Genomic DNA, 22,702 nt, shown 5'->3' on the forward strand with positions numbered 1-22,702 from the left:
GACGCAACGCAAAAGTAGCGGATACACATATGCTTCCACGATGACGCTCTCGGAGGAGGCCACAGACCGGTTGGCGGACGTAGTGGAGCTACAGCCGACGAAGAACGCCGAGCTGCAGGAGCGCTGGGATATGGACAGTGGCAGCGAGGTCCACCAGTACTTGGAGAACGAACTCGGTGACTACTACTTTCGGGACGACAACAGCCTGATTCGGGCGACCGCCGAAGCGGCTGACCTAGTCGACGTCGAACCGGGCATCGAGAGCGATCCTGACGCCGACGGAATCCCCTCCAAAATCCGCGTCCCCGAGTTGCAAGCCCAGATCGTCGCGGTGTTGGCTGCCCCCGACGAGCGATCCGAGAGCGTCGTCTCGGTGCTTCACAACCTTCGGGACGAATACGACGTCGACCCCGACGCCGAGGACGTCCGCTCGGGCCTCCAGAGTCTGCGCCGCAAGGGCGTCGTCGAGGTCGAGTACCGCACTGTTCCCACCTTCCGGCTGGCCGTCGAGCGCGACGACCTCGAGGTCGCCGTCGCCGAGTAAGTTCGTCACCTCCGATTGTGGCTGCCGGCTGCGTTACAGACCCGGCCGCCGACGGCGGCGACGCTCGGCGAGCAGTTGTTGGAGTCGTTTTCCGGGACCTCCTTCGATCGGCCAGCCGCGGGTCCGCCAGGTCGGCGGCTCGGGTTCGTAGTGAGCACAGGAACCGGCACACGCCGCGGCCGTCTGGCATCGATCCATGGCAGCACAGTAGGGCAGCGCCTGCTGGCCGTCTCGAGCGCGCAACTGGAAGTGCCGGCAGTCGGGACGCATGGGGTCGACAAAAGAGCGCCAGCCGCGCTCGTAGGCGCGTTCGGCGATCGCGAGCCGTGTGTCGGCTTTCGTCCCGGGATCGACGTACTCGAATCGGGCTGCCGATGCGTCGCGAGCGCCGCCGTCGGAGCGCTCGAGGATCCGCGTCCCCGGTTCGTCGACCGCCAGCGTTCGGGGATACCAGGCGACCTCGGCGGTTAGGCTCTCGGGCTCGAGCGAGAGGATGCCCGCTTCGACCGGCAGGTCCTCGAAGAGCGCGGGCTCGACGGTGTCTCCTGTCGCCCGGGTTGCGACCCAGACCTCGTCGGCCAGTCCCATGGCGACGTCGTACGCGAGTTGTGAGCCGAGCGCGCGGGCGGCGCTGGCATCGAGGTCCGGTTTGTTCTCGATCGCGACGATCCGCTCGAGCCAGTCGGGATAGATCCACTTGCGGCGGATCTCGATTCGATTGCCGTTCTTTCGTGTCTCGATAATCTCGCGGTCGTCGGCGCGGTGGATCGCCTCGCGGACGTATCGCCACGGGTAGCCGGGGTGTGGGAGCGCGTCGCGGTAGTAGGCCCACTCGTCGGGGGCGTTTCGGACGATATGGAGGAGGTCGCTGTCGAGTCGGTCGGGACCGAATCGGGCGCGGCGACGGAGGGCATCGGGGTCACACTCGAGAACGATGGTATCCCAGCGTCGGCGTTTCGTGCCAAGCTGGCGGGCGACGATGATCGCGGTGCCGTCGCTGGTGGACGTGTCTCCTGGCGACCACGCCAGTTCGGCCCAGCGACAGGTCCGGAGCTCGAAGCCGAATTCGTGTCCGGGGTCGCGCTGCACTGTTCGCGATAGGGTCGGGACCGACATGTGTACTACGGTGTGCTCATTTCGGTTTCGACGCGTCGCTGTCGGGATCGAGTCATCAACGAAACCGGAAGCGGCGTTCGACCGTAGTCGATCCGGCCTCAGAACGTGGTGGGTGTCGAAGTCGACCGCGACGTTTCGGTCGTGGTGGCTGTTACGAACGCATGGCCGAACATGCGGAAGATCGCGACGTTCGCATAGAACCCAACGAACGGCACGAGTAACGCGCCGACAAGGGTAAATATCAGTGCCGAGTTGACGATCGTGAGCACGACGGCCACGGCCATCGGAAAGAGCGCCGCCAACAGATAGTCGGTGCTCAGCAGGACGGGCTTGATCGCGCTCATGTCGAACGCTGCGCTGATCGACCCTTCGCGAGCATAGTTGGTCAGCCCCGCGGGAACGATGTAGTAGATGAGCAGCATCAGTGGAATGTTTGCAAAGACTGTCATGAACCCAATACCGGCGATCAGCCCACCACCGTCACCGCTAAGCCCCACCCCAACGCCGATCAAGCCGAATACGACCACCGAATAGATGACCGTCGGCACGATCGCATACGCCAGTCCGATGACCGTTCCGGCTAGACCCTTCACGAAGAGGTCGCCCCACTCAGTGAACTCCGGTGGGCTCTCGTCGCCGGCAACCGTCTTCTCGAGCACCCGGATCCAGTAGCCGGTCAAGAGAATCGCAGGAAACAGCAACACTGAGAGGATTACGAGTCCGCCACCGATCAGTATCCGTCCGACCCAGTCGCCCCGAACTGGATATGAGAGTCCATCTTCTAACATGTCTCGTTCACAACCAGTGGACCCATTGACGATAAGAAACACTTTCGATGAGAGGAGAGTACGGAGCGGTAGCGAGTTCCGTACTGATCAGTGACGTGGCTAATCAGCAGCGCTACTATCGGTGGTCCAATAAGGTTGCAACTGCGGACGACAGCGACGATCAGGACATCGACTTGTCCGATGTCGGCATCGTGGTCTGAGCCGTCGTCACCCTACTCTTCCTCGTCCTCGAGTTCGTCTAAGAACTCGTGGGCGTCCTCCAAGATCTCTCGTGGTCCGTCCTGCGTGACGGTGTTGATCGCCTGTTCGTAGTCGCGCCACTGGAGGTCGCGGTGTTCGTTTGAGAGTTCCGCGCTGGCCTCGAACGATTTCGCAATAAAGAGGTGAACGGTCTTGTGAATCGTCTTGCCGTTCGCCTCGAAGACGTAGTCGTAGTCCTTGCGAAAGCCGTCGAGTAACCGGAACTGTTCGATACCTGCCTCTTCCTTTACTTCGCGGATCGCCGTCTGCTGTAGCTCTTCATCTCCTTCGACACCGCCCTTGGGAAACTCCCAATCGCCTGGGCGGCTCTTGAGTAGAAGATACTCGCGCCGGCCCCGCGTATCGCGGAAGAGGATCGCGCCTGCGCTCGTAGCTTCGACTGCCATTAAGTAGGCTAACAGATGCGACGTTAAGAGAATATCGGACTGTTCGTCCAGCGTATGCTGATTGTGGGCGTGATTTTCACGCCATCACCGGCCGATCGACCGCAGTCGTTCACCACGCCTGATCGGCATCGACCGATCTCAGCAACTTTTTACGCGCCCACCGTCGACCTATTCGACAGCACCAGCCATGACCTTCGTCACCCGTCTGACGCTCCAGAGCGGCGATCGAGCCGCACTCGATGGTATCGTCGAGGACATCAAAACCACCGCCGAGCGAAAGGGCGCAGCGCTCAAAGGCCCCCACTCGCGTCCGCCGGAGCGACTCTCGGTTCCCCAGCGCTGCCGACTCCACGCCGACGACGATCGGCGGTTCTCCTCGTGGGACTACACTGTCTTCACTCGTGAACTCGAGATTCACGGCCACGACAATCTCGCACGAAACATCGCCTCGCAGAACTTCCCCGATTCGGTCCATATCGAGGCCGAAGTCGAACAGATCCACGGCGCTGGCCGCGGAAACTGATCACAGTTTTGCGTCGTGACGAGATCGCCGCCAGAGCTTTTTATTAGTCTCGCAGAGAGTGTACCATGACCGCGGACGACCTCGTAACCCTCCGGCGAGACCTGCATCAGCGGCCAGAACCTGCCTGGCGCGAATTCTATACGACTGCACGGATCGTCGACGAACTCGAGTCGCGACTCGGCGACGACCTCGACCAGCTTTTCGTCGGCCCCGAGGCGATTGCTGGCGACCACCGGCTGGCGGTCCCCGACGATGCGGAGCTAACTCGCTGGTACGAGCAGGCCCAAGAGTCGGATGTTGATGCTGCCACGCTCGAGCGACTCGAAGGCGGCTACACGGGTGCCGTCGCGGTCATCGAACGCGGCGAGGGGCCGACCGTCGGCCTGCGCGTCGACATCGACGGCCTCCCACGACCCGAATCCGAGGAACTGAGTCACAAGCCCGCCGCAGCCGGCTTTCGCTCCGAACACGACGGCGCGATGCACGCCTGCGGCCACGACGCCCACGCGACGATCGGGATCGGCGTCCTCGAGCGGATCGCCGACGACAGCGACTTTGCAGGCACCCTGAAGGTGTTCTTCCAGCCCGCCGAGGAGGTCGTCGGCGGCGGCAAGTCGATGGCCGAAAGCGAGTACATCCAAGACGTCGACTCCCTGCTCGCGATGCACATCGGGCTCGACCACCCGACCGGCGAAATTGTCGCAGGGATCGACGGCTTTCTTGCGGTCTCGCATCTCGAGGCCGCGTTCACGGGCGAATCGGCTCACGCCGGCGGCCACCCCGAACAGGGACGCAACGCCGTGCAGGCGATGGCGACGGCCGTCCAGAACCTCTATGCTATCCCACGGCACAACGACGGCAAAACGCGGGTCAACGCGGGCGTCGTCGAGGGCGGTAGCGCCGCCAACGTCATCCCCGACGAGGCCCGCATCGTCGCCGAAGTGCGCGGCGAAACGACAGAACTGATGGAGTACATGAAACACCGAGCCGAGCAGGTGCTCCGGAGTGCCGCCGAGATGCACGACTGTGAGGTGTCGGTCGAGACCGGTGCCGAAGCACCCAGCGCGAGAAGTGACGACGACCTCGTTTCGACCGTCGCCGACGTGGCCGGCGAGACGGCGGGCGTCGAGCGCGTCCTCGAGCGCGACGAACTCGGCGGCAGCGAGGACGCGACCTACCTGATGCGGGCGGTCCAGGAACGCGGCGGTAGCGCCTGTTACGTCGGTGTCGGCACCGACCACCCTGGCGGCCACCACACTGCGACGTTCGACGTCGACGAAGCGAGCATCGGCCACGGGATCGACGTGCTGGCCGGGGCGATCGAGCGGGTCAGCAGCGAGCAGCGCTGACCAGCCGCTCGAGCCGCTATCGCTCGGTTAGGCGTCCATCACGACCTCGAGGTCGAACGGCGCGTCGGCGGGGGCCGATTCGGGCTCGAGGTAGCCGACCGCGAAGGCGGTGTAGACGCTGCCGGCTTCTGGTGCCACGTCGAAGGTCGCGACCACGTCGCCGTCGTTGGTTTCGGTCGCCGGTCGGACCTCGAGCGTGTAGTCCCCGCCGGGGACTTCGGTCGCCGCTGCCTCGCCATAGGCCACGTCGTCGAACAAGACCGTCTCGCCGTCACCAACCGTGACATCGACAGCGGGTGCGTCCGGCGAGGCATGCACAAGGCGGACGCGTGCGTTGTCACCCGGGTCGCTGAGATCGTCTTCGAGAACTGTCGGTGCAAACGGCTGGTTCGTCTCACTCAGTTCGCCAAGCGCCGCAATGGTGAATGCCCCGTCCGTGAGCTCGAGGTCGTCCTCGAACACGACCGTCTCAGGGTCACCTGCAGCCGTGATCATCACTGTGTAGGTGCCCGGCGCGAGCTCGAGGAAGTCGCTGACGTCCCGGTAGGGGACGTCCTCGAGGACCGTGTCGCCGTCTATGAACACGTCGACGTTCGGCGCGTCCGGCGAGAGGTGCGCGACGCGGACGTTCGCCATTGTCTCGTCGCTTCCGCCGCTCTCGTCCATCTCGTCGTCGTTCATCTCCCCTTCCGACCCGTTGCCCATCTCGCCGCCGTCGTCACTCCCACCCATACAGCCGGCAAGTGCGATCCCGCCCGCAGTTCCGATCAGTGTCAGTGCGCGTCGGCGTGTGTGGATTCGTGCCATGCTTCCAGGTACTTGATGGGTAGGAAAGACGAAAATCCCTAACAACGTAGGGGTATTTTCACACGAATTTATAACTCACCGACCAGTAATATCGTCTTACTCGGATGTAGCCGTCTCGAGCAAGCGGTGGCCGGGAGGATGGCTCGAGCAACGCGAGAGCCGTCCGACCCGGGGAAGGGCAGGCGGCTACCCAATTCCGACCGCGAGCGACCAACGGGAGCGAGCGGCCTTTTTTGGTCGAGATTTTTTGCCCGGGTTCGAGCGCGGCCGATAGCCGCGCGAGGGCTCGGGTAAAAAAGGTCGGTTCTAGTATTTGGGCTCTGCCCCAGTCGTCTCGTAGACCTGCTCCATAATGTCGTCACGGCGTTGCTGCCAGTGCTCGAGTGCAGCGGGATGGTGGGGATACCCTTCGTAGAGCTCGAGGAGGTCGTCGGCCCGGCGTTTGGTCTGGAAGAGCGTCCAGATCGTCCCCCAGTGGCCACGACTGTTGAGCAGACTCTCCGCGGCGAGTTTCGGGCCGATGCTCGTACTGCCCGAATACAGTGCCTCCGCGAGTTTCTCGCCGGGCATCGCGGCGAGCAGCCCCATCAGGTCGTCGACGTCGACGGCCGTCGAGAGGATGTTGTAGACGTCCAGCGCAGCGTACCGTGCGCCGAAGTGGTCCATAACGCGCTCGTTGTACTCCCAGAGGGCTTTCTCGCTGACGTCGCCGGTCTCGAGCGCCTCGATTGCGGCCTCACCGGCGTACTTGCCGCCGTAGGCAGCACCGGCGATCCCGCCGCCGGTCGTGGGGTTGACGTGGCCGGCAGCGTCACCGATAGCCATGTATCCCGGATGAACGGCCGAGTCGTAGGGTCGTCGGGTGGGGAGGGCTGCGCCGAGTTTGTCCTCGACCTCGGCATCCCGGAACTCGGGGCGGGTCTCGAGATCGCGTTTGAGATCGTCGACGAGCTTCATCGGTTCCTCGGTCATCTGGAAGCCCAGGCCAGCGTTAATCTCCGTCTCCGTGCGTGGGAAATACCAGAGGTAGCCTGCGGCCCGTTCGGTCGGCTTGAAGACGAGCGCGTCGTCCCACTCGACCGGTTCGTCGACGTGGACGATCTCGCGGTAGGCAGAACAGAAGTGGGTGTAGTTAACGTTCGTGTCGAACGAGGAGGCCGAGAAGTCGACGTGATCCTGGAGGACGGACAGCGAGCCCGCGGCGTCGATGACGATGTCAGCCTCGTAGGTGCGCGGATCGCCCGCGCGGATCGCTTCGACGCCAGTGACGCGGCCGTCGTCATCCTGCAGGACGTTTTTGACGACGGTGTCATAATGAAAGTCGACGCCGACGTCGTCGGCCCCGTCGATGATCCGGCGGCCGTACTCCCAGCGGTCGATGACTGCCAGTTCGCCGGGGATCGGGATCTCGAGGACGGTATCTTCCTGTGGGATCTCGAAGCGACCGTGATCGACGTCCGTATTCGTAAACGCGGGCTCGAGTTTCGACTTCGGAATCGCCTCGGGGAAGCTGTCGGCACCCTTCAGTGCGTCGCCGCAGGCGATGTGGCCTGCTTCGGATTCGGGCTTTCGCTCGAGAATGACAACGTCGTACCCCTCCCGTGCGATGGTCGCTGCGGCGTAGCACCCTGCGGTTCCGGCACCGACGACGACCACGTCCGGCGACTGCGTCTTCGGCGTCGTGGCGGCCGACTGCTCCTGCGTACTCATATCAACACTGTGGACGCCGCGGTAAGAAAACGTTTTATCAAGCGATTGGCCGCGAGTTGCGGCCCCTCCGGTGGCGAATCTGCGCGTTGGAATCGGCCGGTTCGCTCCGCTTGAGTGAAATAAAGAGTTTTAGTGAGGTCCACCGTACCGGACCGTATGACTGAGTATACGGTCGAGTTCGTCGGAACGGGTGAGACGATTACCTGTACCGACAAGGAGACGATCCTCAGCCGGTGTCTCGAGGAGGGGATCGCCCAGGAGTACTCCTGCCGAGTGGGGATGTGTCTGGCCTGTTCTGCCGAAATCGTCGAGGGGGAGGTCACCCAACCCGCTGCCCGCGGCCTGACCGAAGCAGAGGCCGAACGCTACGCGCTGACCTGCATGGCGCGCCCGCAGTCAGATCTGAAACTCGACCGTGGTAAATATCCGCCGAGCATCGAGGACGACCTTGAGGCCGATAGCCGACACGACGGCGCAGTCGCCGACGACTGAGACGGGCTGCTGTCCCGCTGTCCCGGCCCGACCGCAGTGCGGGTCGCGGGTGTGCCGGGACTGACAGCGATGTGTCTCGAAGCGTGGTGACTGAACGACGAAATAGCACGCGAGAGAAACGCGGAGGCTGGGACTCGAGTCGCCGACGCGGCGCGCCTCGAGGCGTGATTACTCGACGAAGTCGATGTCGTCACCGCCTGTGCCCGCGGGCTGGACGGCCTCGCCGTCCTGACGACCGTAAATCTGTGGCGACTCGACGCCCGTGACGACGATCATCGTCCGCATGCTGCCCTCGAGACTCTCGTCGATCGAGGTCCCCCAGATGATGCGGGCGTCGGGGTCGATCCGGTCGTAGATCTCCTCGACGACGCCTTCAGCTTCCTCGATGGCCATGTCGTTGCCGCCGGTGACGTTGACGAGTGCGGAACTCGCACTGGAGATATCGACGTCCAGCAGCGGCGAGCGAAGCGCGGTTTTGACCGAATCTTCGGCTTTGGCTTCGGAGTCGGCTTCGCCGAGACCGATCATGGCGACGCCACCTCGTTCCATGACAGTACGCACGTCGGCGAAGTCTAGGTTGACGAGTCCGGGTTTCGTGATGAGTTCCGTGATCCCCTTGACGCTCCGCATCAGGACCTCGTCGGAGACCTTAAACGCCTGGCGGACGGGCAGTTTGCCCACTGAATCGAGCAGGCGGTCGTTGGGAACGACAATGACGGTGTCGGAGACATCGCGCAGGCGCTCGAGGCCGGCTTCCGCGTTGGTTCGGCGGACCTCTCCCTCGGCGGTAAAGGGCGTCGTGACGATCGAAATCGTGAGTGCGCCAGCCTCGCGGGCGGCTTTGGCGACGACGGGCGCAGAGCCAGTGCCGGTGCCACCACCGAGGCCGGCCGTGACGAAGACCATATCGGAGCCGTCGATGGCGTCGTAGATGTCCTGCTGGCTCTCGAGGGCGGCTTCCTCGCCGACCTGTGGCAGGGAGCCAGCCCCGCGGCCGCCGGTTTTCTCCTCGCCCATCAGAATCTTGGTGTCGGCGTCGATCTCGACCAAGTGCTGGACGTCGGTGTTGGCGGCGACGAGTTTCGCGCCGTGGATTCCCTCCTCGTGCATGCGGTTGATCGTGTTTCCGCCGGCACCGCCACAGCCGACGACCGTGATGTCGGTCTGGAGGTCCTGGAGAACGTCTTCCAGTTCGTCGTCGGTCATCGTCCCGGTCTGTCGGCCGTCCGACGATCCGCCGCCGGACGACTGCCCGTCCTGGGGCGCGTCGTCGGGAGCCGTGGCCGCCCCGTCTTCGGCCTCGTCGATTGCGTCGTCGATGAGAGAGTCCATTCTTGCTCCTGTCTAAACAATGGAGCATAATTACCTTTCCCCTACACGTCAGCCGCCTGTCTGACACGTTCGGACGATCGCACGAGTCTCATCACGTGAACGTCGAATCCCCTCGCAGTACTCGAGTAATACCGTCTTACTGTCGGTTTCCCGTTTAGTCAGATCCGAAACCGGCGCGTTCGCTCGGTTCGAACTCTCTCGGGACTGACCGTTTCTCCGTCGACGGTCACTGACTCGCCGTCGGCGAGTGCACCGAACTTCGGCCCCTCTGGAACGCCGGCCTCGCGCGCCAGTTGTGGATCGAAGGCCGTCTCCTCGGCAACGATTGCGTCGTCGTCGATCCACACGGCGTCGTACTTTTCCGCGAGGACGGCAGCCAGATCCTGAATCATCTTCTCTCTGGGTCCACTCGAGTCGCCGGTGGCGATGTCGTCAGCATCGGGAATGGCCACCGGCGAGCCGACGCGGCTCCCACCGTTTTCGGTGGCAAACGCCACCGTGTTCGCCGCGACGATTTCATAGACGCGGTCGGGATCGATCCCCTGTGCGACGCTGAGGAGATCGGCCGGAAGCTCGACGACAGTAAACGACTCGGCGAGTCGCTCCCCGAAGCGGATTCCATCGTCGACGGCACCGAGTTCGGTTTCGACCGCGTCGACGACCGCAAGCGGTCGGTCGTCGACCTCGCGGAGCCACGTCTCGCTGACGAGCCGGCAGTCCAGCTCGTCGAGTGTTTCCTCAAGCACCGGCCACTCGCCATCGAGCAGCGCGATTTCGGCATCGCTCGCCTCGAACGCGCGCTCGAGTACGTCGCGGTGGGCCGTCGGATGGCCCATCGCCTCGAGCGCCCAGTCGGCCGCGACGTGGCCGACTGCCCACGAAGTCTCGCGGACGACCCGCCCGAACCGGGGTGCGTAGTGGTTGCCGCCGAAGCCGACGAGCTGTCTGTCACGATGTGGCGCAACGTTTCGTAGCTCGAGGATGGCGCGGGCGACGGCGTCGGCACCGGCGGGATCGTCCCACTGCTCGTCGCCGCTGCCGAGTTCGGCAAAGAGCGACGGACATCCTACCTCGGAGGGGCCGTGGTGGGTACATTCCATGCCTACGTCGTACTCGGCGGGTGCGTACTCCTCGAAGGCTGCGAGCAACTCGGCCAAGGCGTTCGGCGCGGCGTCGGCCAGCGCGTCGGGCTCGCCGCCGAACTCGGCCGGGCCGAAGTTGCCCGTGAAATGGCCGGTCAGCAGCGGGCCGGTATCTCCCGAATGTCGCGAGGCGAAGACGAGCAGGTCGGGATCGCAATCGAAGGCGTCGGCAGGACGCTCGAGATCGATATGCAGCGCGTCGAACGACCGCAGGACGGCACCCTCGGTCCGGTAGTAGGTGCCGCCGCCGTCGGCTGCCGGCCGGCTGTCGTCGGTTCGTTGGGTCCAGTCGGCGCGCTCGCGGAGTCGGTCACAGATGTGCTCCGAGGCGCGGTCGGCGTGGCTTTCGACGATCGCGAGCGTGGTCATACCCGTGCTCGTGGGTTGTCGGCGTTAACGTCGCCGGTTTCCATCTGCTGGTGACGGCGACCCGCAACGTTTCATATGTGTGGGCAACATACATTGAATGTAGGATAGCTGACCAATGGCCAATGACTCGTCGGATCGAACTGTCACGTCCGGGGAGCAGTCGTTCGCGTTCGACCTCGAGATCAGCGAGTTGAGCGCACTCGTCAGCGATTGTGCCATCGCGCTGTTCGATGCCGACGGGGTCATCACCGCGTGGAACGCGGGCGCGCGCCACCTTACGGGATACGACGCGGAGACGATCGTTGGCGAACACTACCGGTCTCTCTTTCCGGCAGCCGCTCGTGAGGACGGCCGTCCGGACCAGTTGCTCGAGCAAACACGAGCCGAGGGGACCGTCGAAGACGACGGCTGGCGACTCGGGGGCGGCGACAGTCGGCTGTGGGTCTGTGAGGCCGTCGCCACGATCCATGCAGATGGCGACGTCGGCGTTCCGGTCGCGTCCGCAGCCGACTTGGACGGGTATCTCTGGTTCGTTCGCGACCGAACAGCTGATCACGAGCGAGCACGCGAACTCCGCGAGGAGAAGGCGTTCACAGAGAGCGTGCTCCGCGCACAGCCGGATATCCTCTATGCCTACGACACTGACGGGAATCTGATCCAGTGGAACGATCAGTTCGAGCGCGTCACCGGCTACGAACCTGAAACGTCCGCTGCTATCGATCCGGTGACGTTCATCGCACCCGAAGACCGCGACCACATCGGCGACACGATCGAGCGCATCCTCGAACACGGCGAGCGTCTCACCGCTGAAGGTCGGGTTCTCACGACCGACGACGACCGAATCCCCTACGAGTTCAACAGCGCTAGAATCGTCGACGACGGCGATGTCCTCGGCTTTACCGGCGTCGGCCGCGACATCAGCGACCGCAAGGCTCGTGAACGTGAACTCGAGCGTCTCGAGCGCCTCAACGCAGTGATTCGGACGATCGACGACACGATGGTCACGGCAGACACCCGCGACGAGGTCGAAACTGCGATCGTCGAAACGTTCGCCGCCAACGACGCCTACCGGTTCGGCGTCATCGGTCGGGCCCGAGGTGTCGCGACTGGGGAGGGGGACTCGTGGGAGCCGACTGCTCGAGCCGGAATCGACGCGGCTGCCGCGGACGTGTGCTCGTCGTTCGTCGATCCACCGGTCGATGCCGACGGCGAGTCGGCACTCGAGACGCGAACCGTCCGGCGGTATCGAGCGCTCCGCGAGAGTTCGATCGAGCAGTGGCGACACCACGCACGCGAGCACGACTACGGCGCGGTCGCCGTCGTCCCGATCGCTGCGAGCAATCAGCCCCTCGGCGCGCTCGTAATCGGCGCGGCCGAGCCGTCGGCGTTTCCCGATCGGGAACGCGAAGTGCTACATGAGTTTGGCGGCACGATCGGACACGCGATCAACGTGATGGCAGTCCGTCGGCTGCTCTATCAGGATACCGTCGTCGAACTCGAGTTCGAGTCGACCGATCGGGGCGACGCCTGTATTCGGCTCTCCGACGAACTCGGCTGCGAGCTGTCGGTCGACCACGTCCTGCCGCTGACCGGTGAGGTGTTCATCTATTATCTGACCGCATCCAACGTCGATCCCGATCGTGTACGCGAACTCGCTCGCGACGACGAGACGATTACAGACTACCGGCTCATCGACGCCGATAGCGACGAAAGCTACTGGGAGTGTGTCGTGCGCAACGCGACGATCGCCGAAACCGTCACCGGGTATGGCGCACGGCTGCGGTCGAAGACCGTCCGCGACGGCGTCGCGAAACTAACGGTTCAGGTCAGTTCCGATGTAGCGCTCCAGGAATTCGTCAACACGATCACGTCGGCCTATCCCGACAGCAGGCTCCGCTCGAAACGAACCGTCGAGCGACCGGTCGAGACGCGCGGCGACTTTCGGCGCACCGTCGAATCGATGCTGACCGACAAACAGCGCATAGCACTCGAGTCGGCGTATCACGGCGGCTACTTCGAGTGGCCATCCCGACACAGCAACGCAGAAGAGATCGCCGACCAACTCGGGATCGCTCGGCAAACCTTTCACCAGCACCTCAGAGTCGCACAGGCGAAGCTGCTCTCGGCGTATTTCGGAGACGCCGACTGAGAGCGCCGGCTGGCCGTCGTTTGCAGACTCGGTGTAAGGAGTCGCAGTTACACCGAGGTCACTGGTGGTATACCGAATTTGTCGATACCAGAGCATGCTGGTACACACCTTTCCCCCGCCCGGTGTCTCTATCCGGCAATGAGCCCGCCACCGTCCACCGAGCTGACAACCGCGCTGGACGTGCTCGCAGAGCCACGACGCCGATATCTCCTTGCGACGCTGCGCGAGCGCGCAGACGCATCCGAAACGGACGCCCCGCCGGCGTCGGAAGGAATGTCGATCGACGCGCTTGCAACCGCGGTCGCGACGATGGAACACGGCTCCGCGACCGTCACTGACGAGCAGACCGGTCGCGTCCGACTCACGCTGGTCCACGCTCATCTCCCGCGGCTGGTGGACGCCGGGCTAGTGGTGACACACACTGACGGCGACGCGACAACAGTCGCTCTTACCGACCACCCACTGCTCGAGGCCGAGTGGGTTCAGTCGATCCTCGCCGACCCGACCGGCGAAGCGTTTCCTGCCGATGAGACGGCGCTGAACCGAACACTCGAGGCGCTTCGCAGCCCGCGTCGTCGAACCGTCTGTGCTGCCCTCGCGAAGCAGCGCGAGGCCGTCCCCGTTTCTGACCTTGCCGCGACGGTCGTCGCGCGAGAGGCCGACAACGGGGCGAGGAAAGCCAACGTCACAGAGTCGGCACGTACTGCTGTCGAGACGTCACTCGTCCACGAGCATCTGCCGGCACTATCGGCAGCGGACCTCGTCGAGTACGACGCGGCGGCACGAACGGTCGCGCTTGCGATCGACGCACCCTTGTGGCAAGCCGACTGGGCGACCGACGGACCGCTTGCAGCCGTTGCCGAGTTCGTCCGCCACCGTGCCGAGCAAGGCGGTGTGGCTACTGCAGCTCACGATTCGGATCGAATAACGGCTGACGCGACGCCATCGGCCGAGCCACCCACAGACGTCACGCCAACGGAGACAGCGGCCGCATCGACGACGGGATCGTCGGCAACGACCGACGATCGGCTGCTCTGGACGCTAGCACGACCGCCTGCTGGCCGCTCGTCATCGCGATCGGATCAGGTCACGAATGCCCCGTCGATCACGGAACGAGAAGAGCGATAAAGCCGACGTAGCTGCCGACGAGAATTACGCCGTCGAGTCGCGTAAGCTGTCGCCGATAGCCCATCAGTCCGACCAGCAGGACAGTGAAGGCGATCATAATCGGCAGCTCAAACCGGAGCGTCGCAGGGTCGATCTCGATCGGCGTGATCAGGGCCACGACTCCAAGCACCGCGAGGATGTTGTAAATGTTCGAACCGACGACATTCCCGACAGCGAACGACTCGTGGCCGCGGATCGCGCCGACGACCGAGGCCGCAAGCTCCGGCAGCGACGTCCCGAGTGCGAGCACCGTCAGCCCGATAACGAGATCCGAGACCCCAAGGGCCGATAGCAGTCCCGTCCCACCGGCGACGAGCCATCGCGAGCCGATCACGAGCATGAGCAGCCCGCCAATGACGAGCGCTCCATCCCGGGCCGAAACTCCCGGCGCCGCTGCCGCGTCGGGTTCGTCGACCATCGGAGCGGACTCCGCGTTCGCGTAATGGAGGATCATCGCCGTAAACCCCGCGAGCACGACCAGCAAGAGGACACCCTCGAGCCGGCCGAGCCGTCCGTTCGCGCCGAGTGCGACCAGCAAGAGCGCGGCAAGCACCATGACGGGGACGTGGCGACGGATCACCTGATCGCTGATCTGCAACGGCTTGATGAGCGTGGCGACGCCGAGTACCAGCCCGATGTTCGCGATGTTCGAGCCGACGATCGTCCCGAGGCCGATGTCGCTCGAGACACGTACGGCACCGATTGCCGAGACGAACAGTTCGGGCGCGGTCGTTGCGAAGGCAATCACCGTCACGCCGACGGTCGCCGCACGAAGCCCGATGCCGAGCGCCAGCCGCCCCGCACCTGCGACCAGCAACTCGGCACCGCCATACAACGCGACGATCCCACCCACGAGCAAGAGGAGATCGAGGGGGGTTCCGGAGAGCATGGCGGCGGCTACTCGTGACGGGGCTAAAAGCGACGCGAAACCGCCACCGGTCGCGAACACGGCTCGCGTGCACCATTGTGGGTGCGCACATGATAAGTCGCACATGAGCGATACCGGCAACACCGCCGGAAAGCCAGACCGATTATAGTCCTACCACCCCGACTGTCAGACCGAGAGATGGCTATGGACGTGTACGGCTTACTCGGCAATCCGGTCGGCCACTCGCTGTCGCCGCCGATGCACGAGGCCGCCTACGACGAACTCGGACTCGAGGCCCGCTACGTGACCTTCGAGCCCGACGAAGACGATATCGAAGACGCGATCGCCGGAGCCGACGCCCTCGGGATCGCCGGGCTGAACGTGACGATCCCGTTCAAACAGGACGCCCTCGAGATCGTCGCCCCCGAGGACTTGGCAGCTCGAATCGGCGCAGTCAACACGATCGACTTCTCGGGATCGGGCCCGCCGACGGGCTACAACACCGACGCTGTCGGCGCGTTACGTGCGCTGCGCGACCACGACGTCACGATCCAGGACGCGCGGGCGGTCGTCGTGGGTGCCGGTGGTGCCGGCCGGGCGATCGCGTTCGGACTCGCCGACGCTGGCGCACGCGTCGCCGTCGCCAATCGAACCGAGTCGAAAGCACACGACCTCGCCGACGAGGTACCGCGTGCGAGCGGTCACGGACTCGGGGACCTCGAGCGACTGCTAGCCGACGCCGACGTGCTGGTCAACGCCACGAGCGTGGGCATGGAATCGGACGCGACGCCGGTTCCCGCCGACGCACTCCACGAGGATCTGGCTGTCCTCGATGCGGTCTACAGCCCGCTCGAGACGCGACTGCTGCGCGATGCGGCCGACGCCGGCGCGACGACTGTCGACGGCGCATGGATGTTGCTCTATCAGGGCGTCGAGGCGTTCGAGATCTGGACCGGTCGGGACGCACCTGTCGACGTCATGAACGATGCACTCCGCTCGCGGCTGTAGGCTGACGGCGGGTACGACGGGAACGCTGACAGTATCAGGCGAATTTAAGTGTCGGAACAGACTACGTCGATACAATGGCACTCCTCCAGAAGCTGAAGTCCCTGTTGGGGTTCGACGGGGCGGACTCGGAGCGGGGGCGCTCTCGAGAGGTCGGCGTAACGGTCGAACGAGAAGGGACGGCGGACGACGGAACCGAGACCGCCGACACGGCTCGAGACCGGACGGAGGGCGTGCGTGCCGAACCGCCACAGTCGGCTACTGCGGGGACGGCAGACGAAGCACCTGAGCAGACGACCGACGGTGACACGTCCACGGAACCTACTGTCGATTCCGAGACGGCGGCTGCAGCCGAGTCGGCCGACGACACTGACACTGACCTCGAGGCTGACGCCGAACCAGCGGTGGACGCCGAATCCGAACAGGTCGACTCGGAGTTGGACGACGAGACGGAACCGGACGTGGAGCCAGAACCGGAACCAGAACCAGAACCGGCTGTCGAACTCGAGTCCGAGCCGGACGTTGAACCGGAACCAGACATCGAGGCCAAGGAACCCGAACCCGAACCAGTCACCGAAATCAAAGGTATCGGCCCGGCCTATGCCGACCGCCTCGCCGGAGCGGGCGTCGAAACCGTCGCCGAACTCGCCGTCTCGGACGCCGCCGAACTCGCCGACCAGACCGACATCTCCGAGAAACGCATTCAGGGCTGGATCGACCGCGCCGAAGTCCGGTAACGAATCGACCAGACACCCGTCGAATCCGACCTCACGTCAGAGTTTCACTGGCCACATCACTGCCCGCTTGTTTTTTGCGCTGTCGCCCACAACAGCCCCGAAATCGCAAGAGGATTACCCACCCACTCCCTCCCGCTCGACATGAGCGATCCGCGCGTCGTCACGACGCTCGACTCGTTTCGCGCCGCCGCATCCAGCTGCAGTGGGGCGGCTGCGGATCGGGCCGCATCGTCGGTGCCGAGCGGCTGCCGCGTTCCCGTCGAAGTCCGCGTACCCGTCAGCGATCCATTTCTCGCCTATCGTCGCGCACGTGACGGCGACGGTGGTGCGTTCCTCGAGACGACCGGCGGCCAGCCCGGCTGGGGCTATTTCGGCGTCGATCCCGTCGAGCGACTCACGGTCGGCCCCGACGCCGTTTTACGAGCACAGAACGATCGATCGCCGACGCTGGCCGCACTCGAGGGGCTGCTCGCGGACGACCAACTCGCCCGCGGAGCGTGTGACGTTCCCTATCCCTGCGGAGCCATCGGCTGGCTCTCCTACGACGTGGCCCGCGAACTCGAGTCACTGCCCGAGTCTGCCGTCGATGACCGAGGATTGCCTCGGCTCGAAGTCGGAGTTTACGACCGGCTCGCTACCTGGGAAGCGCCGACTCAGGGCGAGGTGACGCTGCGGATCACGGCTTGTCCGCGAGTCGGCGACGACGTGACCGGCCCCGATGACGCCGCCCTTGAGGCAGCCTACGAGCGTGGGCGCGAGCGAGCACTTGAACTGGCTGACGCCGTCCACGATGGCGATTCCGAGATCGGCGAGCCGCCTGTTTCACGCCCCGAAGCGACCTTCGAGAGCGACTGTGGTCGCGAGGCCTTCGCCGACCGCGTGCGGCAGGTCAAAGAGTACATCCACGACGGGGACACCTTTCAGGCGAATATCTCCCAGCGGCTGGTCGCACCCGCCGCGGTCCACCCTGTTGCCGCCTACGACGCCCTGCGGAGGGTCAATCCGGCACCCTACTCCTGTCTGCTCGAGTTCCGGGCAGCCGATCTGGTGAGCGCCAGTCCCGAGCTCCTGCTCGAGTGCGAGGGGCCACGGCCCTCGGAATCCGCGAGCGGTGCGGGGCGCGACCGAAGTGAGCGACTCGATGAGACGAGCGGGGAGGAACGACCCGCGAGCGGGCAGCGACCGCGAGCGCGCGACGGCGCGTTCGTCCGAACGGAACCGATCGCGGGGACGCGACCGCGCGGTGAGACGTCAGCCGAAGACGACGCGCTCGAGGCCGACCTGCTAGCCGACGAGAAGGAACGCGCCGAACACGCGATGTTGGTCGACTTGGAGCGCAACGACCTCGGGAAGGTCTGTGCGTACGGCTCCGTCGACGTCGCGGAGTACCGCCGGATCGACCGCTACTCGGAAGTGATGCACCTCGTCTCGAACGTCACAGGGCGATTGCGCCCGGAGGCGACCCTGTCCGACGCCATCGCGGCGGTCTTCCCCGGCGGGACGATCACCGGCGCGCCGAAACCACGGACGATGGCGATCATCGACGAACTCGAGGCGACCCGTCGCGGTCCCTACACCGGCAGCGTCGGCATCTTCGGCTTCGACGGCCGCGCCACGCTGAATATCGTCATCCGGACGCTGGTCCGTCACGCAGATGAGTACCATCTGCGGGTCGGCGCAGGAATCGTCCACGACTCAGATCCGACCAGCGAGTACGACGAGACACTCGCTAAGGCTCGCGCACTCATCACGGCGGTCGACGAGGCACTCGGTGAGCGAGCCGAACTGGGCCTCGAGGCGCAAGGCGGCGCTCCGTCTGAGCGCTCGGCGGGAGGTGAGCCGCGTGAGTAATCCCGAAGCCGTGGCTGAAACACGAATTCTCGTTGTTGACAACTACGATTCGTTCGCGTACAACCTCGTCCAGTACGTCGGTGAGCTCGCAGATGAGGTCGTCGTCCGGCGCAACGACGAGATCGACCTTGCGGGCGTACACGATCTCGAGCCAACGGGAATCGTCGTCTCGCCGGGGCCGGGGACCCCACAGGAGGCCGGGATCTCGATCCCGCTGTTCGCCGAGACCGACTACCCCATTCTCGGGGTCTGTCTCGGCCATCAAGCGCTGTGTGCAGCCGAAGGCGCGCCAGTTGTGCATGCGCCCGACGTCGTCCACGGCAAGCCGTCGACGATCAGCCACGACGGGACCGGGATCTTCGCGGGACTTCCGTCGACGTTCCAGGTCGGGCGCTATCACTCGCTTGCGGTCGACCGCGCCGATCTGCCGGCCTCGCTCGAGGAAACTGCCCAGACGGCAGACGAGCGTGGCGTCCTGATGGCGGTGCGCCACCGCGAGAAACCCCACATCGGCGTGCAGTTTCACCCCGAAAGCATCCTCACGCGAGGACAGCCGGATACGGCGACCGAGGCAGGTGACGACGGCACTGGCGAGGAAATCTCGCTCGCGCTCGGTAAACGACTGATCGAAAACTTCTGTCGGTTCGCCGCAACGGCCGACCGGAACACGGAGGCTCACGATGGGTGAGGAACTGCGCTACCACGTCGACGGCGACCTCGTTCCTGCCAGCGAGGCTACCGTCAGCGTCGACGATCGGGGCTTTCGCTACGGCGACGCCGCCTTCGAGACGCTACGGGCCTACGGCGGGACGATCTTCGCGTGGGACGCCCATTTTGAGCGCCTCGAGCGTACCTGCGAGGCCCTGTCACTCGAGCACGGACTGACGGCGGCTGATCTCCGGAACCGAATCGACGAGACGCTCGTGGCGAACGACCTCGCGGACGCCTACGTCCGCCTCTCGATCACGCGCGGCGTCCAGCCGGGTAAACTCACGCCCCAGCCCGATGTCGATCCGACGGTCGTCGTCTACGCCAACCCGCTGCCTCGCGGTGGGCTCGCGGGCGAGTCCGTCTGGGACGAGCCGGCGACGGTCGAGACGGTCACAACCCGGCGGGTGCCAGACGAGGCAATTCCGGCCGCGGCCAAGACCCACAACTACCTGAACGGGATCCTCGCGCGCGCAGAACTCGAGGCCGACGCGGACGAAGCGCTCATGTGCGATCTCGAGGGCCACATCGCGGAAGGGGCAACGAGCAACCTCTGGTTCGTCCGCGATGGCGAACTCTACACGCCGACGACCGACGGGCCGGTGCTGCCGGGGATCACCCGAAAAATCGTACGCGACCTCGCTCGCGAAGCTGGAATCGAAGTCCACGAGGGCTCGTACGAGCCAGCCGACGTTCACGGCGCTGCCGAGGCGTTTTTGACCAATCGGACCTGGGAACTGCGGCCGATCGCGACGCTTGACGGCCACACGGTCGGTGGCGGGCCTGTTACGGAACGACTCGCACGGCGTTACGACGAACGCGTCGAACGGACGTGTTACGAGTAGCCGTCACGATTCGTCTTCGACGGAGTGAGTTACTCGGATTCGACGAGCACCCGCACTGACTCGCTCGAGTCATCGTCGGGCGTCTCGATCAGTTCCCGTTCCGTCCCCGAGAGCTCGAGGACGAACTCGCTGCCGAACGCGCTCGCGGGCGTCTGGAATCCGTCCGGAACACGGGCTCTGTCCTCGAGCATCCGTTGGGCGGCTACCACCGCCGCTTCGGCGGTCAGCGCGTAGGGGTTGGGGGTTCGCAGCCGGGCTCGTGCCTGCTGGCCAGTGGCGTCGTCGGTGACCTCGCCCCAGACGACCGCGCTGCCGGTCGCCAGTTGTGCTCCGTCCGGCCCGTCGAGACGGGCGTCGATGAGCCGCTTCAGCAGGCGTTCGACCGGCTGCCGCTCGAGCAGCCACCCCAGCGAATCGACGGCCGCCAGTCCGCTCGTCGCCCACGGCGGCGCGGCGGCGTAGACTTCGATCGATTCGATGCCGGTGCTGTGAGCGGCGGTGACGACGTCGCCCCACGGGATCGTGACGGCGTGTTCGGGGCCGTCGCCGAAGTCGATCTCGCGTGTTCGGAACGCAGCCGGCACCTGAATGAGTCGGCCGTTTCGGCGGACGACACCGCCGCTGCCGAGGTGTTCGACGAGCGTTCGGGCGGTGCCCCGCGAGAGCCCGCCGCCGCTTTTGATCCCCAAGCGAAGTGTATCGGCAGTGGGGAGGTGGTCAGCGAGGAAAACCGCCAGACAGTCCGAGGGCACGACGTCGAAGCCGACCCCGGGCAGGAGCGTGATCCCCGCTTTGCGGGCCGCGTCGTCGCGCTGGCGGAGACGCTCGAAGACCGGGAACTCGCCGGTGATATCCAGATAGTCCGTCCCCGTCTCGAGACAGGCTGTGACGAGTGGCTCGGCGGTGTCGACGAACGGCCCCGCACAGTTGACCACGGCATCGAAGCACTCGAGGTGAGACGCGAGGTCGGCCGCCTCGAGATCGATGACGCGACCTTCGACGCCGAGGGCGTCGGCCTGGCGTGCGACCGCGCGACCGTCCCGGCCGGCGACGACGGGCGAACCGCCTTGTGCAACCGCCTCGCGGGCGATCAGCCGCCCCGTATAGCCGTAGGCCCCGTAGATGAGAAGGGCGTCCATAGACCGCCTTTGTTGGAGAAGGGTTTAAACTTCAGTCAGACACGTGCTCGATCGATGGCGTAACGTTCAGGCCCGCAGATCAGTAACGGATGCAGTGATGGACACAGGACGGATCACGGCGCTGTCGGATGTCCCCGGCGACTCGACGGTCTGCTTTCGTGTGGCCGATGAGTCGGATGAGATACGGGAGGCGATTCTCGTCAGGAACGAGGGTGTGGCGACCGACGGCGGCGATACGACCGCCGCCGTCGAGGACGCGGTCTCTTGCTGGTTGAACTACTGCCAGCATCTGACGCACATCAAACTCGACAAGGGATCAGGCGCGCCAATGCGAGATGGGGAACTCATCTGTGCAAATCACGGCGCGTACTTCGAGGCCGACTCCGGTCGCTGTACGTTCGGTCCCTGTGAAGGTGCCTATCTCACCGACCTCGAGGTGACCGTCGAGGATGGCGACGTCTATCTGACTGACGACGACTACGCGTTCGTCGGTCTCGGCCCGGTCGAGACTGACGACTGTGATCGCGCCTCGAGCTCGAACGTCGAGTTCTAGATGGAGGCTGGCGCGACCAGGTCCCGCTCCTGATCGTACTCGAGCAGGCCAGCGTCGACCAGCCGCGGCAGATGGTCGTGATAGAGAGACAGATAGACCTCTTTGACGCGTTCGGCCGAGATGTTTCGCACGGTGTGGCCCGTTTCGCGGGCCGCGACTTCCTCGGCTGCGTCCGGCAGCGTCACCTCCTCGCCGTAGCTGCGCATCACCGACAACAGCAGTCGGCGACGCTGGTCGGCAAGCAGGGAGAACACGTCGTCGAGCGTTTTGGCCGCCGGATCCGGCCTGTCGGCCTCATCGAGCCAGTCGAGTACCGTCCGTACGATCTCGACGCAGTCACGCTCCGAATGAGATCTGGAAGTCATGTGTGGTCCGTCGTCCTCGAGCAGTTGCGACTGAACCGAGCCGAACGCCGCTTCGGCGGGCCGTGACGCCGCCACTCGCTCGAGAGTTCGTACCGGGTTCTCACCTGCACCACAAATATTAGTATCGGATCCAGTTGACAACCCCCATGGGAGAGTGACAGTTGATCGTCGATGAACGTCTGGTTCAGTCACTCGATCGTAAACGTCGGCTCGTCGATGGACTCGCTTTTGCACTCGGGACACCGCGAAGGGAGGTTCAGCAGGTCGTCGTAGCCGTCGAACCCGCAGTCTCGACACGTCGGCGGTGCAACGAGTAGTTGCTCGTCAGTGCCGTCGACCGATCGGGAGACGTGTTCGACGTGGCGGACAACCGCGTGTGGCGTCAGATCGAGCTGGGTGGCCAGTTCGCTCGGCGTCGCCGGCTCGGCACGGAGTGCATCGGCGAGTTTCTGTCGCGTCGTTTCGTCGGCCTCGCGCATACGTCCCCTCAGGCGGT

Annotated in this window: 23 protein-coding genes; 12 read left to right on the top strand and 11 right to left on the bottom strand. The window is 64.8% G+C overall.

What is annotated here, in order from left to right:
• Positions 1–40 precede the first annotated feature (40 nt).
• On the top strand, positions 41–544 hold the full coding sequence (locus tag BSG09_RS10105; RefSeq protein ID WP_092932705.1) for a DUF5797 family protein: 504 nt from the start codon (positions 41–43) through the stop codon (positions 542–544).
• A gap of 33 nt (positions 545–577) precedes the next feature.
• On the opposite strand, the gene BSG09_RS10110 is transcribed toward BSG09_RS10105, so the two are convergent.
• From BSG09_RS10110 to BSG09_RS10120, 3 genes are all read right to left on the bottom strand, one after another.
• A complete protein-coding gene (locus tag BSG09_RS10110) occupies positions 578–1,660 on the bottom strand; it encodes a DUF5787 family protein (RefSeq protein ID WP_092932707.1) in 1,083 nt (360 codons plus the stop codon).
• Between the two features lie 98 nt (positions 1,661–1,758).
• Positions 1,759–2,448 carry a DUF4013 domain-containing protein gene (locus BSG09_RS10115; protein ID WP_092932709.1) on the bottom strand — a complete coding sequence of 230 codons (690 nt, stop codon included), beginning with the start codon at positions 2,446–2,448 and terminating at the stop codon, positions 1,759–1,761.
• Between the two features lie 212 nt (positions 2,449–2,660).
• A complete protein-coding gene (locus tag BSG09_RS10120) occupies positions 2,661–3,095 on the bottom strand; it encodes a bis(5'-nucleosyl)-tetraphosphatase (RefSeq protein WP_008009207.1) in 435 nt (144 codons plus the stop codon).
• 187 nt (positions 3,096–3,282) lie between these two features.
• Here BSG09_RS10120 and BSG09_RS10125 point away from each other — a divergent pair, with 187 nt between their 5' ends.
• Together BSG09_RS10125 and BSG09_RS10130 are read left to right on the top strand one after the other, a co-directional pair.
• The gene (locus BSG09_RS10125; RefSeq protein WP_092932711.1) at positions 3,283–3,618 is read left to right on the top strand and encodes an uS10/mL48 family ribosomal protein; all 336 of its coding nucleotides are present in this window, start codon (positions 3,283–3,285) and stop codon (positions 3,616–3,618) included.
• A gap of 65 nt (positions 3,619–3,683) precedes the next feature.
• Positions 3,684–4,967, top strand: coding sequence for an amidohydrolase (locus BSG09_RS10130; protein ID WP_092932713.1), 1,284 nt, complete (start codon positions 3,684–3,686; stop codon positions 4,965–4,967).
• Between the two features lie 27 nt (positions 4,968–4,994).
• Here BSG09_RS10130 and BSG09_RS10135 read toward each other — a convergent pair whose 3' ends face one another.
• Both BSG09_RS10135 and BSG09_RS10140 read right to left on the bottom strand, forming a co-directional pair.
• Positions 4,995–5,774: a DUF4397 domain-containing protein gene (locus tag BSG09_RS10135; protein ID WP_092932715.1), complete on the bottom strand. Its 780-nt coding sequence runs from the start codon at positions 5,772–5,774 to the stop codon at positions 4,995–4,997.
• A gap of 306 nt (positions 5,775–6,080) precedes the next feature.
• A complete protein-coding gene (locus BSG09_RS10140) occupies positions 6,081–7,484 on the bottom strand; it encodes a geranylgeranyl reductase family protein (protein WP_092932717.1) in 1,404 nt (467 codons plus the stop codon).
• A gap of 156 nt (positions 7,485–7,640) precedes the next feature.
• On the opposite strand from BSG09_RS10140, the gene BSG09_RS10145 reads away from it, so the two are divergent.
• Positions 7,641–7,976 (top strand): 2Fe-2S iron-sulfur cluster-binding protein, encoded by a 336-nt coding sequence (locus BSG09_RS10145; protein ID WP_092932719.1) that lies wholly within the window; start codon positions 7,641–7,643, stop codon positions 7,974–7,976.
• Positions 7,977–8,144: 168 nt separating this feature from the next.
• On the opposite strand, the gene ftsZ is transcribed toward BSG09_RS10145, so the two are convergent.
• Positions 8,145–9,308, bottom strand: coding sequence for a cell division protein FtsZ (gene ftsZ / locus BSG09_RS10150; protein ID WP_092932721.1), 1,164 nt, complete (start codon positions 9,306–9,308; stop codon positions 8,145–8,147).
• A 158-nt stretch (positions 9,309–9,466) separates the two neighbouring features.
• Complete coding sequence (locus BSG09_RS10155) at positions 9,467–10,819, bottom strand: D-aminoacyl-tRNA deacylase (RefSeq protein WP_092932723.1); 1,353 nt, start codon at positions 10,817–10,819, stop codon at positions 9,467–9,469.
• Between the two features lie 115 nt (positions 10,820–10,934).
• Here BSG09_RS10155 and BSG09_RS10160 point away from each other — a divergent pair, with 115 nt between their 5' ends.
• Both BSG09_RS10160 and BSG09_RS10165 read left to right on the top strand, forming a co-directional pair.
• The gene (locus BSG09_RS10160; RefSeq protein ID WP_092932725.1) at positions 10,935–12,968 is read left to right on the top strand and encodes a bacterio-opsin activator domain-containing protein; all 2,034 of its coding nucleotides are present in this window, start codon (positions 10,935–10,937) and stop codon (positions 12,966–12,968) included.
• A 138-nt stretch (positions 12,969–13,106) separates the two neighbouring features.
• On the top strand, positions 13,107–14,096 hold the full coding sequence (locus tag BSG09_RS10165; protein ID WP_092932727.1) for a DUF7344 domain-containing protein: 990 nt from the start codon (positions 13,107–13,109) through the stop codon (positions 14,094–14,096).
• Here the strand turns inward: BSG09_RS10165 and BSG09_RS10170 are convergent.
• A complete protein-coding gene (locus BSG09_RS10170; RefSeq protein ID WP_092932729.1) occupies positions 14,074–15,024 on the bottom strand; it encodes a calcium/sodium antiporter in 951 nt (316 codons plus the stop codon). The two genes, BSG09_RS10165 and BSG09_RS10170, sit on opposite strands and share 23 nt — an antisense overlap.
• Positions 15,025–15,207: 183 nt before the next feature.
• Here BSG09_RS10170 and BSG09_RS10175 point away from each other — a divergent pair, with 183 nt between their 5' ends.
• The 5 genes from BSG09_RS10175 to BSG09_RS10195 all read left to right on the top strand — a co-directional run bounded on the left by BSG09_RS10175 (position 15,208) and on the right by BSG09_RS10195 (position 20,149).
• Positions 15,208–16,011, top strand: a complete 804-nt coding sequence (locus BSG09_RS10175) for a shikimate dehydrogenase (protein WP_092932730.1) — start codon at positions 15,208–15,210, stop codon at positions 16,009–16,011.
• 74 nt (positions 16,012–16,085) lie between these two features.
• The gene (locus BSG09_RS10180; protein WP_092932732.1) at positions 16,086–16,745 is read left to right on the top strand and encodes a helix-hairpin-helix domain-containing protein; all 660 of its coding nucleotides are present in this window, start codon (positions 16,086–16,088) and stop codon (positions 16,743–16,745) included.
• A gap of 141 nt (positions 16,746–16,886) precedes the next feature.
• Complete coding sequence (locus BSG09_RS10185) at positions 16,887–18,596, top strand: anthranilate synthase component I family protein (RefSeq protein WP_092932734.1); 1,710 nt, start codon at positions 16,887–16,889, stop codon at positions 18,594–18,596.
• Positions 18,580–19,284, top strand: a complete 705-nt coding sequence (locus tag BSG09_RS10190) for an anthranilate synthase component II (RefSeq protein ID WP_092932736.1) — start codon at positions 18,580–18,582, stop codon at positions 19,282–19,284. Before BSG09_RS10185 ends, BSG09_RS10190 begins: the two co-directional genes overlap by 17 nt.
• Complete coding sequence (locus BSG09_RS10195) at positions 19,277–20,149, top strand: aminotransferase class IV (protein ID WP_092932738.1); 873 nt, start codon at positions 19,277–19,279, stop codon at positions 20,147–20,149. Before BSG09_RS10190 ends, BSG09_RS10195 begins: the two co-directional genes overlap by 8 nt.
• A 29-nt stretch (positions 20,150–20,178) precedes the next feature.
• On the opposite strand, the gene BSG09_RS10200 is transcribed toward BSG09_RS10195, so the two are convergent.
• Positions 20,179–21,288 (bottom strand): saccharopine dehydrogenase family protein, encoded by a 1,110-nt coding sequence (locus BSG09_RS10200; protein WP_092932740.1) that lies wholly within the window; start codon positions 21,286–21,288, stop codon positions 20,179–20,181.
• Positions 21,289–21,385: 97 nt separating this feature from the next.
• Here BSG09_RS10200 and BSG09_RS10205 point away from each other — a divergent pair, with 97 nt between their 5' ends.
• A complete protein-coding gene (locus BSG09_RS10205; RefSeq protein WP_092932742.1) occupies positions 21,386–21,841 on the top strand; it encodes a Rieske (2Fe-2S) protein in 456 nt (151 codons plus the stop codon).
• Here BSG09_RS10205 and BSG09_RS10210 read toward each other — a convergent pair.
• A complete protein-coding gene (locus BSG09_RS10210; RefSeq protein WP_092932928.1) occupies positions 21,838–22,206 on the bottom strand; it encodes a DUF7344 domain-containing protein in 369 nt (122 codons plus the stop codon). The genes BSG09_RS10205 and BSG09_RS10210 overlap by 4 nt on opposite strands.
• A gap of 188 nt (positions 22,207–22,394) precedes the next feature.
• On the bottom strand, positions 22,395–22,685 hold the full coding sequence (locus BSG09_RS10215) for a transcriptional regulator (protein ID WP_092932744.1): 291 nt from the start codon (positions 22,683–22,685) through the stop codon (positions 22,395–22,397).
• Positions 22,686–22,702: the final 17 nt, after the last annotated feature.

This window comes from Natrinema hispanicum, from assembly GCF_900111485.1.
In the GTDB taxonomy this organism is placed as follows: domain Archaea; phylum Halobacteriota; class Halobacteria; order Halobacteriales; family Natrialbaceae; genus Natrinema; species Natrinema hispanicum_A.

What these genes read in the sequence shown, in the direction of transcription:
- BSG09_RS10105 (WP_092932705.1), top strand. Translation starts at nt 41, where the DNA reads ATGACGCTCTCGGAGGAGGCCACAGACCGGTTGGCGGACGTAGTGGAG.
- BSG09_RS10110 (WP_092932707.1), bottom strand. Translation starts at nt 1,660, where the DNA reads ATGTCGGTCCCGACCCTATCGCGAACAGTGCAGCGCGACCCCGGACAC.
- BSG09_RS10115 (WP_092932709.1), bottom strand. Translation starts at nt 2,448, where the DNA reads ATGTTAGAAGATGGACTCTCATATCCAGTTCGGGGCGACTGGGTCGGA.
- BSG09_RS10120 (WP_008009207.1), bottom strand. Translation starts at nt 3,095, where the DNA reads ATGGCAGTCGAAGCTACGAGCGCAGGCGCGATCCTCTTCCGCGATACG.
- BSG09_RS10125 (WP_092932711.1), top strand. Translation starts at nt 3,283, where the DNA reads ATGACCTTCGTCACCCGTCTGACGCTCCAGAGCGGCGATCGAGCCGCA.
- BSG09_RS10130 (WP_092932713.1), top strand. Translation starts at nt 3,684, where the DNA reads ATGACCGCGGACGACCTCGTAACCCTCCGGCGAGACCTGCATCAGCGG.
- BSG09_RS10135 (WP_092932715.1), bottom strand. Translation starts at nt 5,774, where the DNA reads ATGGCACGAATCCACACACGCCGACGCGCACTGACACTGATCGGAACT.
- BSG09_RS10140 (WP_092932717.1), bottom strand. Translation starts at nt 7,484, where the DNA reads ATGAGTACGCAGGAGCAGTCGGCCGCCACGACGCCGAAGACGCAGTCG.
- BSG09_RS10145 (WP_092932719.1), top strand. Translation starts at nt 7,641, where the DNA reads ATGACTGAGTATACGGTCGAGTTCGTCGGAACGGGTGAGACGATTACC.
- ftsZ (WP_092932721.1), bottom strand. Translation starts at nt 9,308, where the DNA reads ATGGACTCTCTCATCGACGACGCAATCGACGAGGCCGAAGACGGGGCG.
- BSG09_RS10155 (WP_092932723.1), bottom strand. Translation starts at nt 10,819, where the DNA reads ATGACCACGCTCGCGATCGTCGAAAGCCACGCCGACCGCGCCTCGGAG.
- BSG09_RS10160 (WP_092932725.1), top strand. Translation starts at nt 10,935, where the DNA reads ATGGCCAATGACTCGTCGGATCGAACTGTCACGTCCGGGGAGCAGTCG.
- BSG09_RS10165 (WP_092932727.1), top strand. Translation starts at nt 13,107, where the DNA reads ATGAGCCCGCCACCGTCCACCGAGCTGACAACCGCGCTGGACGTGCTC.
- BSG09_RS10170 (WP_092932729.1), bottom strand. Translation starts at nt 15,024, where the DNA reads ATGCTCTCCGGAACCCCCCTCGATCTCCTCTTGCTCGTGGGTGGGATC.
- BSG09_RS10175 (WP_092932730.1), top strand. Translation starts at nt 15,208, where the DNA reads ATGGACGTGTACGGCTTACTCGGCAATCCGGTCGGCCACTCGCTGTCG.
- BSG09_RS10180 (WP_092932732.1), top strand. Translation starts at nt 16,086, where the DNA reads ATGGCACTCCTCCAGAAGCTGAAGTCCCTGTTGGGGTTCGACGGGGCG.
- BSG09_RS10185 (WP_092932734.1), top strand. Translation starts at nt 16,887, where the DNA reads ATGAGCGATCCGCGCGTCGTCACGACGCTCGACTCGTTTCGCGCCGCC.
- BSG09_RS10195 (WP_092932738.1), top strand. Translation starts at nt 19,277, where the DNA reads ATGGGTGAGGAACTGCGCTACCACGTCGACGGCGACCTCGTTCCTGCC.
- BSG09_RS10200 (WP_092932740.1), bottom strand. Translation starts at nt 21,288, where the DNA reads ATGGACGCCCTTCTCATCTACGGGGCCTACGGCTATACGGGGCGGCTG.
- BSG09_RS10205 (WP_092932742.1), top strand. Translation starts at nt 21,386, where the DNA reads ATGGACACAGGACGGATCACGGCGCTGTCGGATGTCCCCGGCGACTCG.
- BSG09_RS10210 (WP_092932928.1), bottom strand. Translation starts at nt 22,206, where the DNA reads ATGACTTCCAGATCTCATTCGGAGCGTGACTGCGTCGAGATCGTACGG.
- BSG09_RS10215 (WP_092932744.1), bottom strand. Translation starts at nt 22,685, where the DNA reads ATGCGCGAGGCCGACGAAACGACGCGACAGAAACTCGCCGATGCACTC.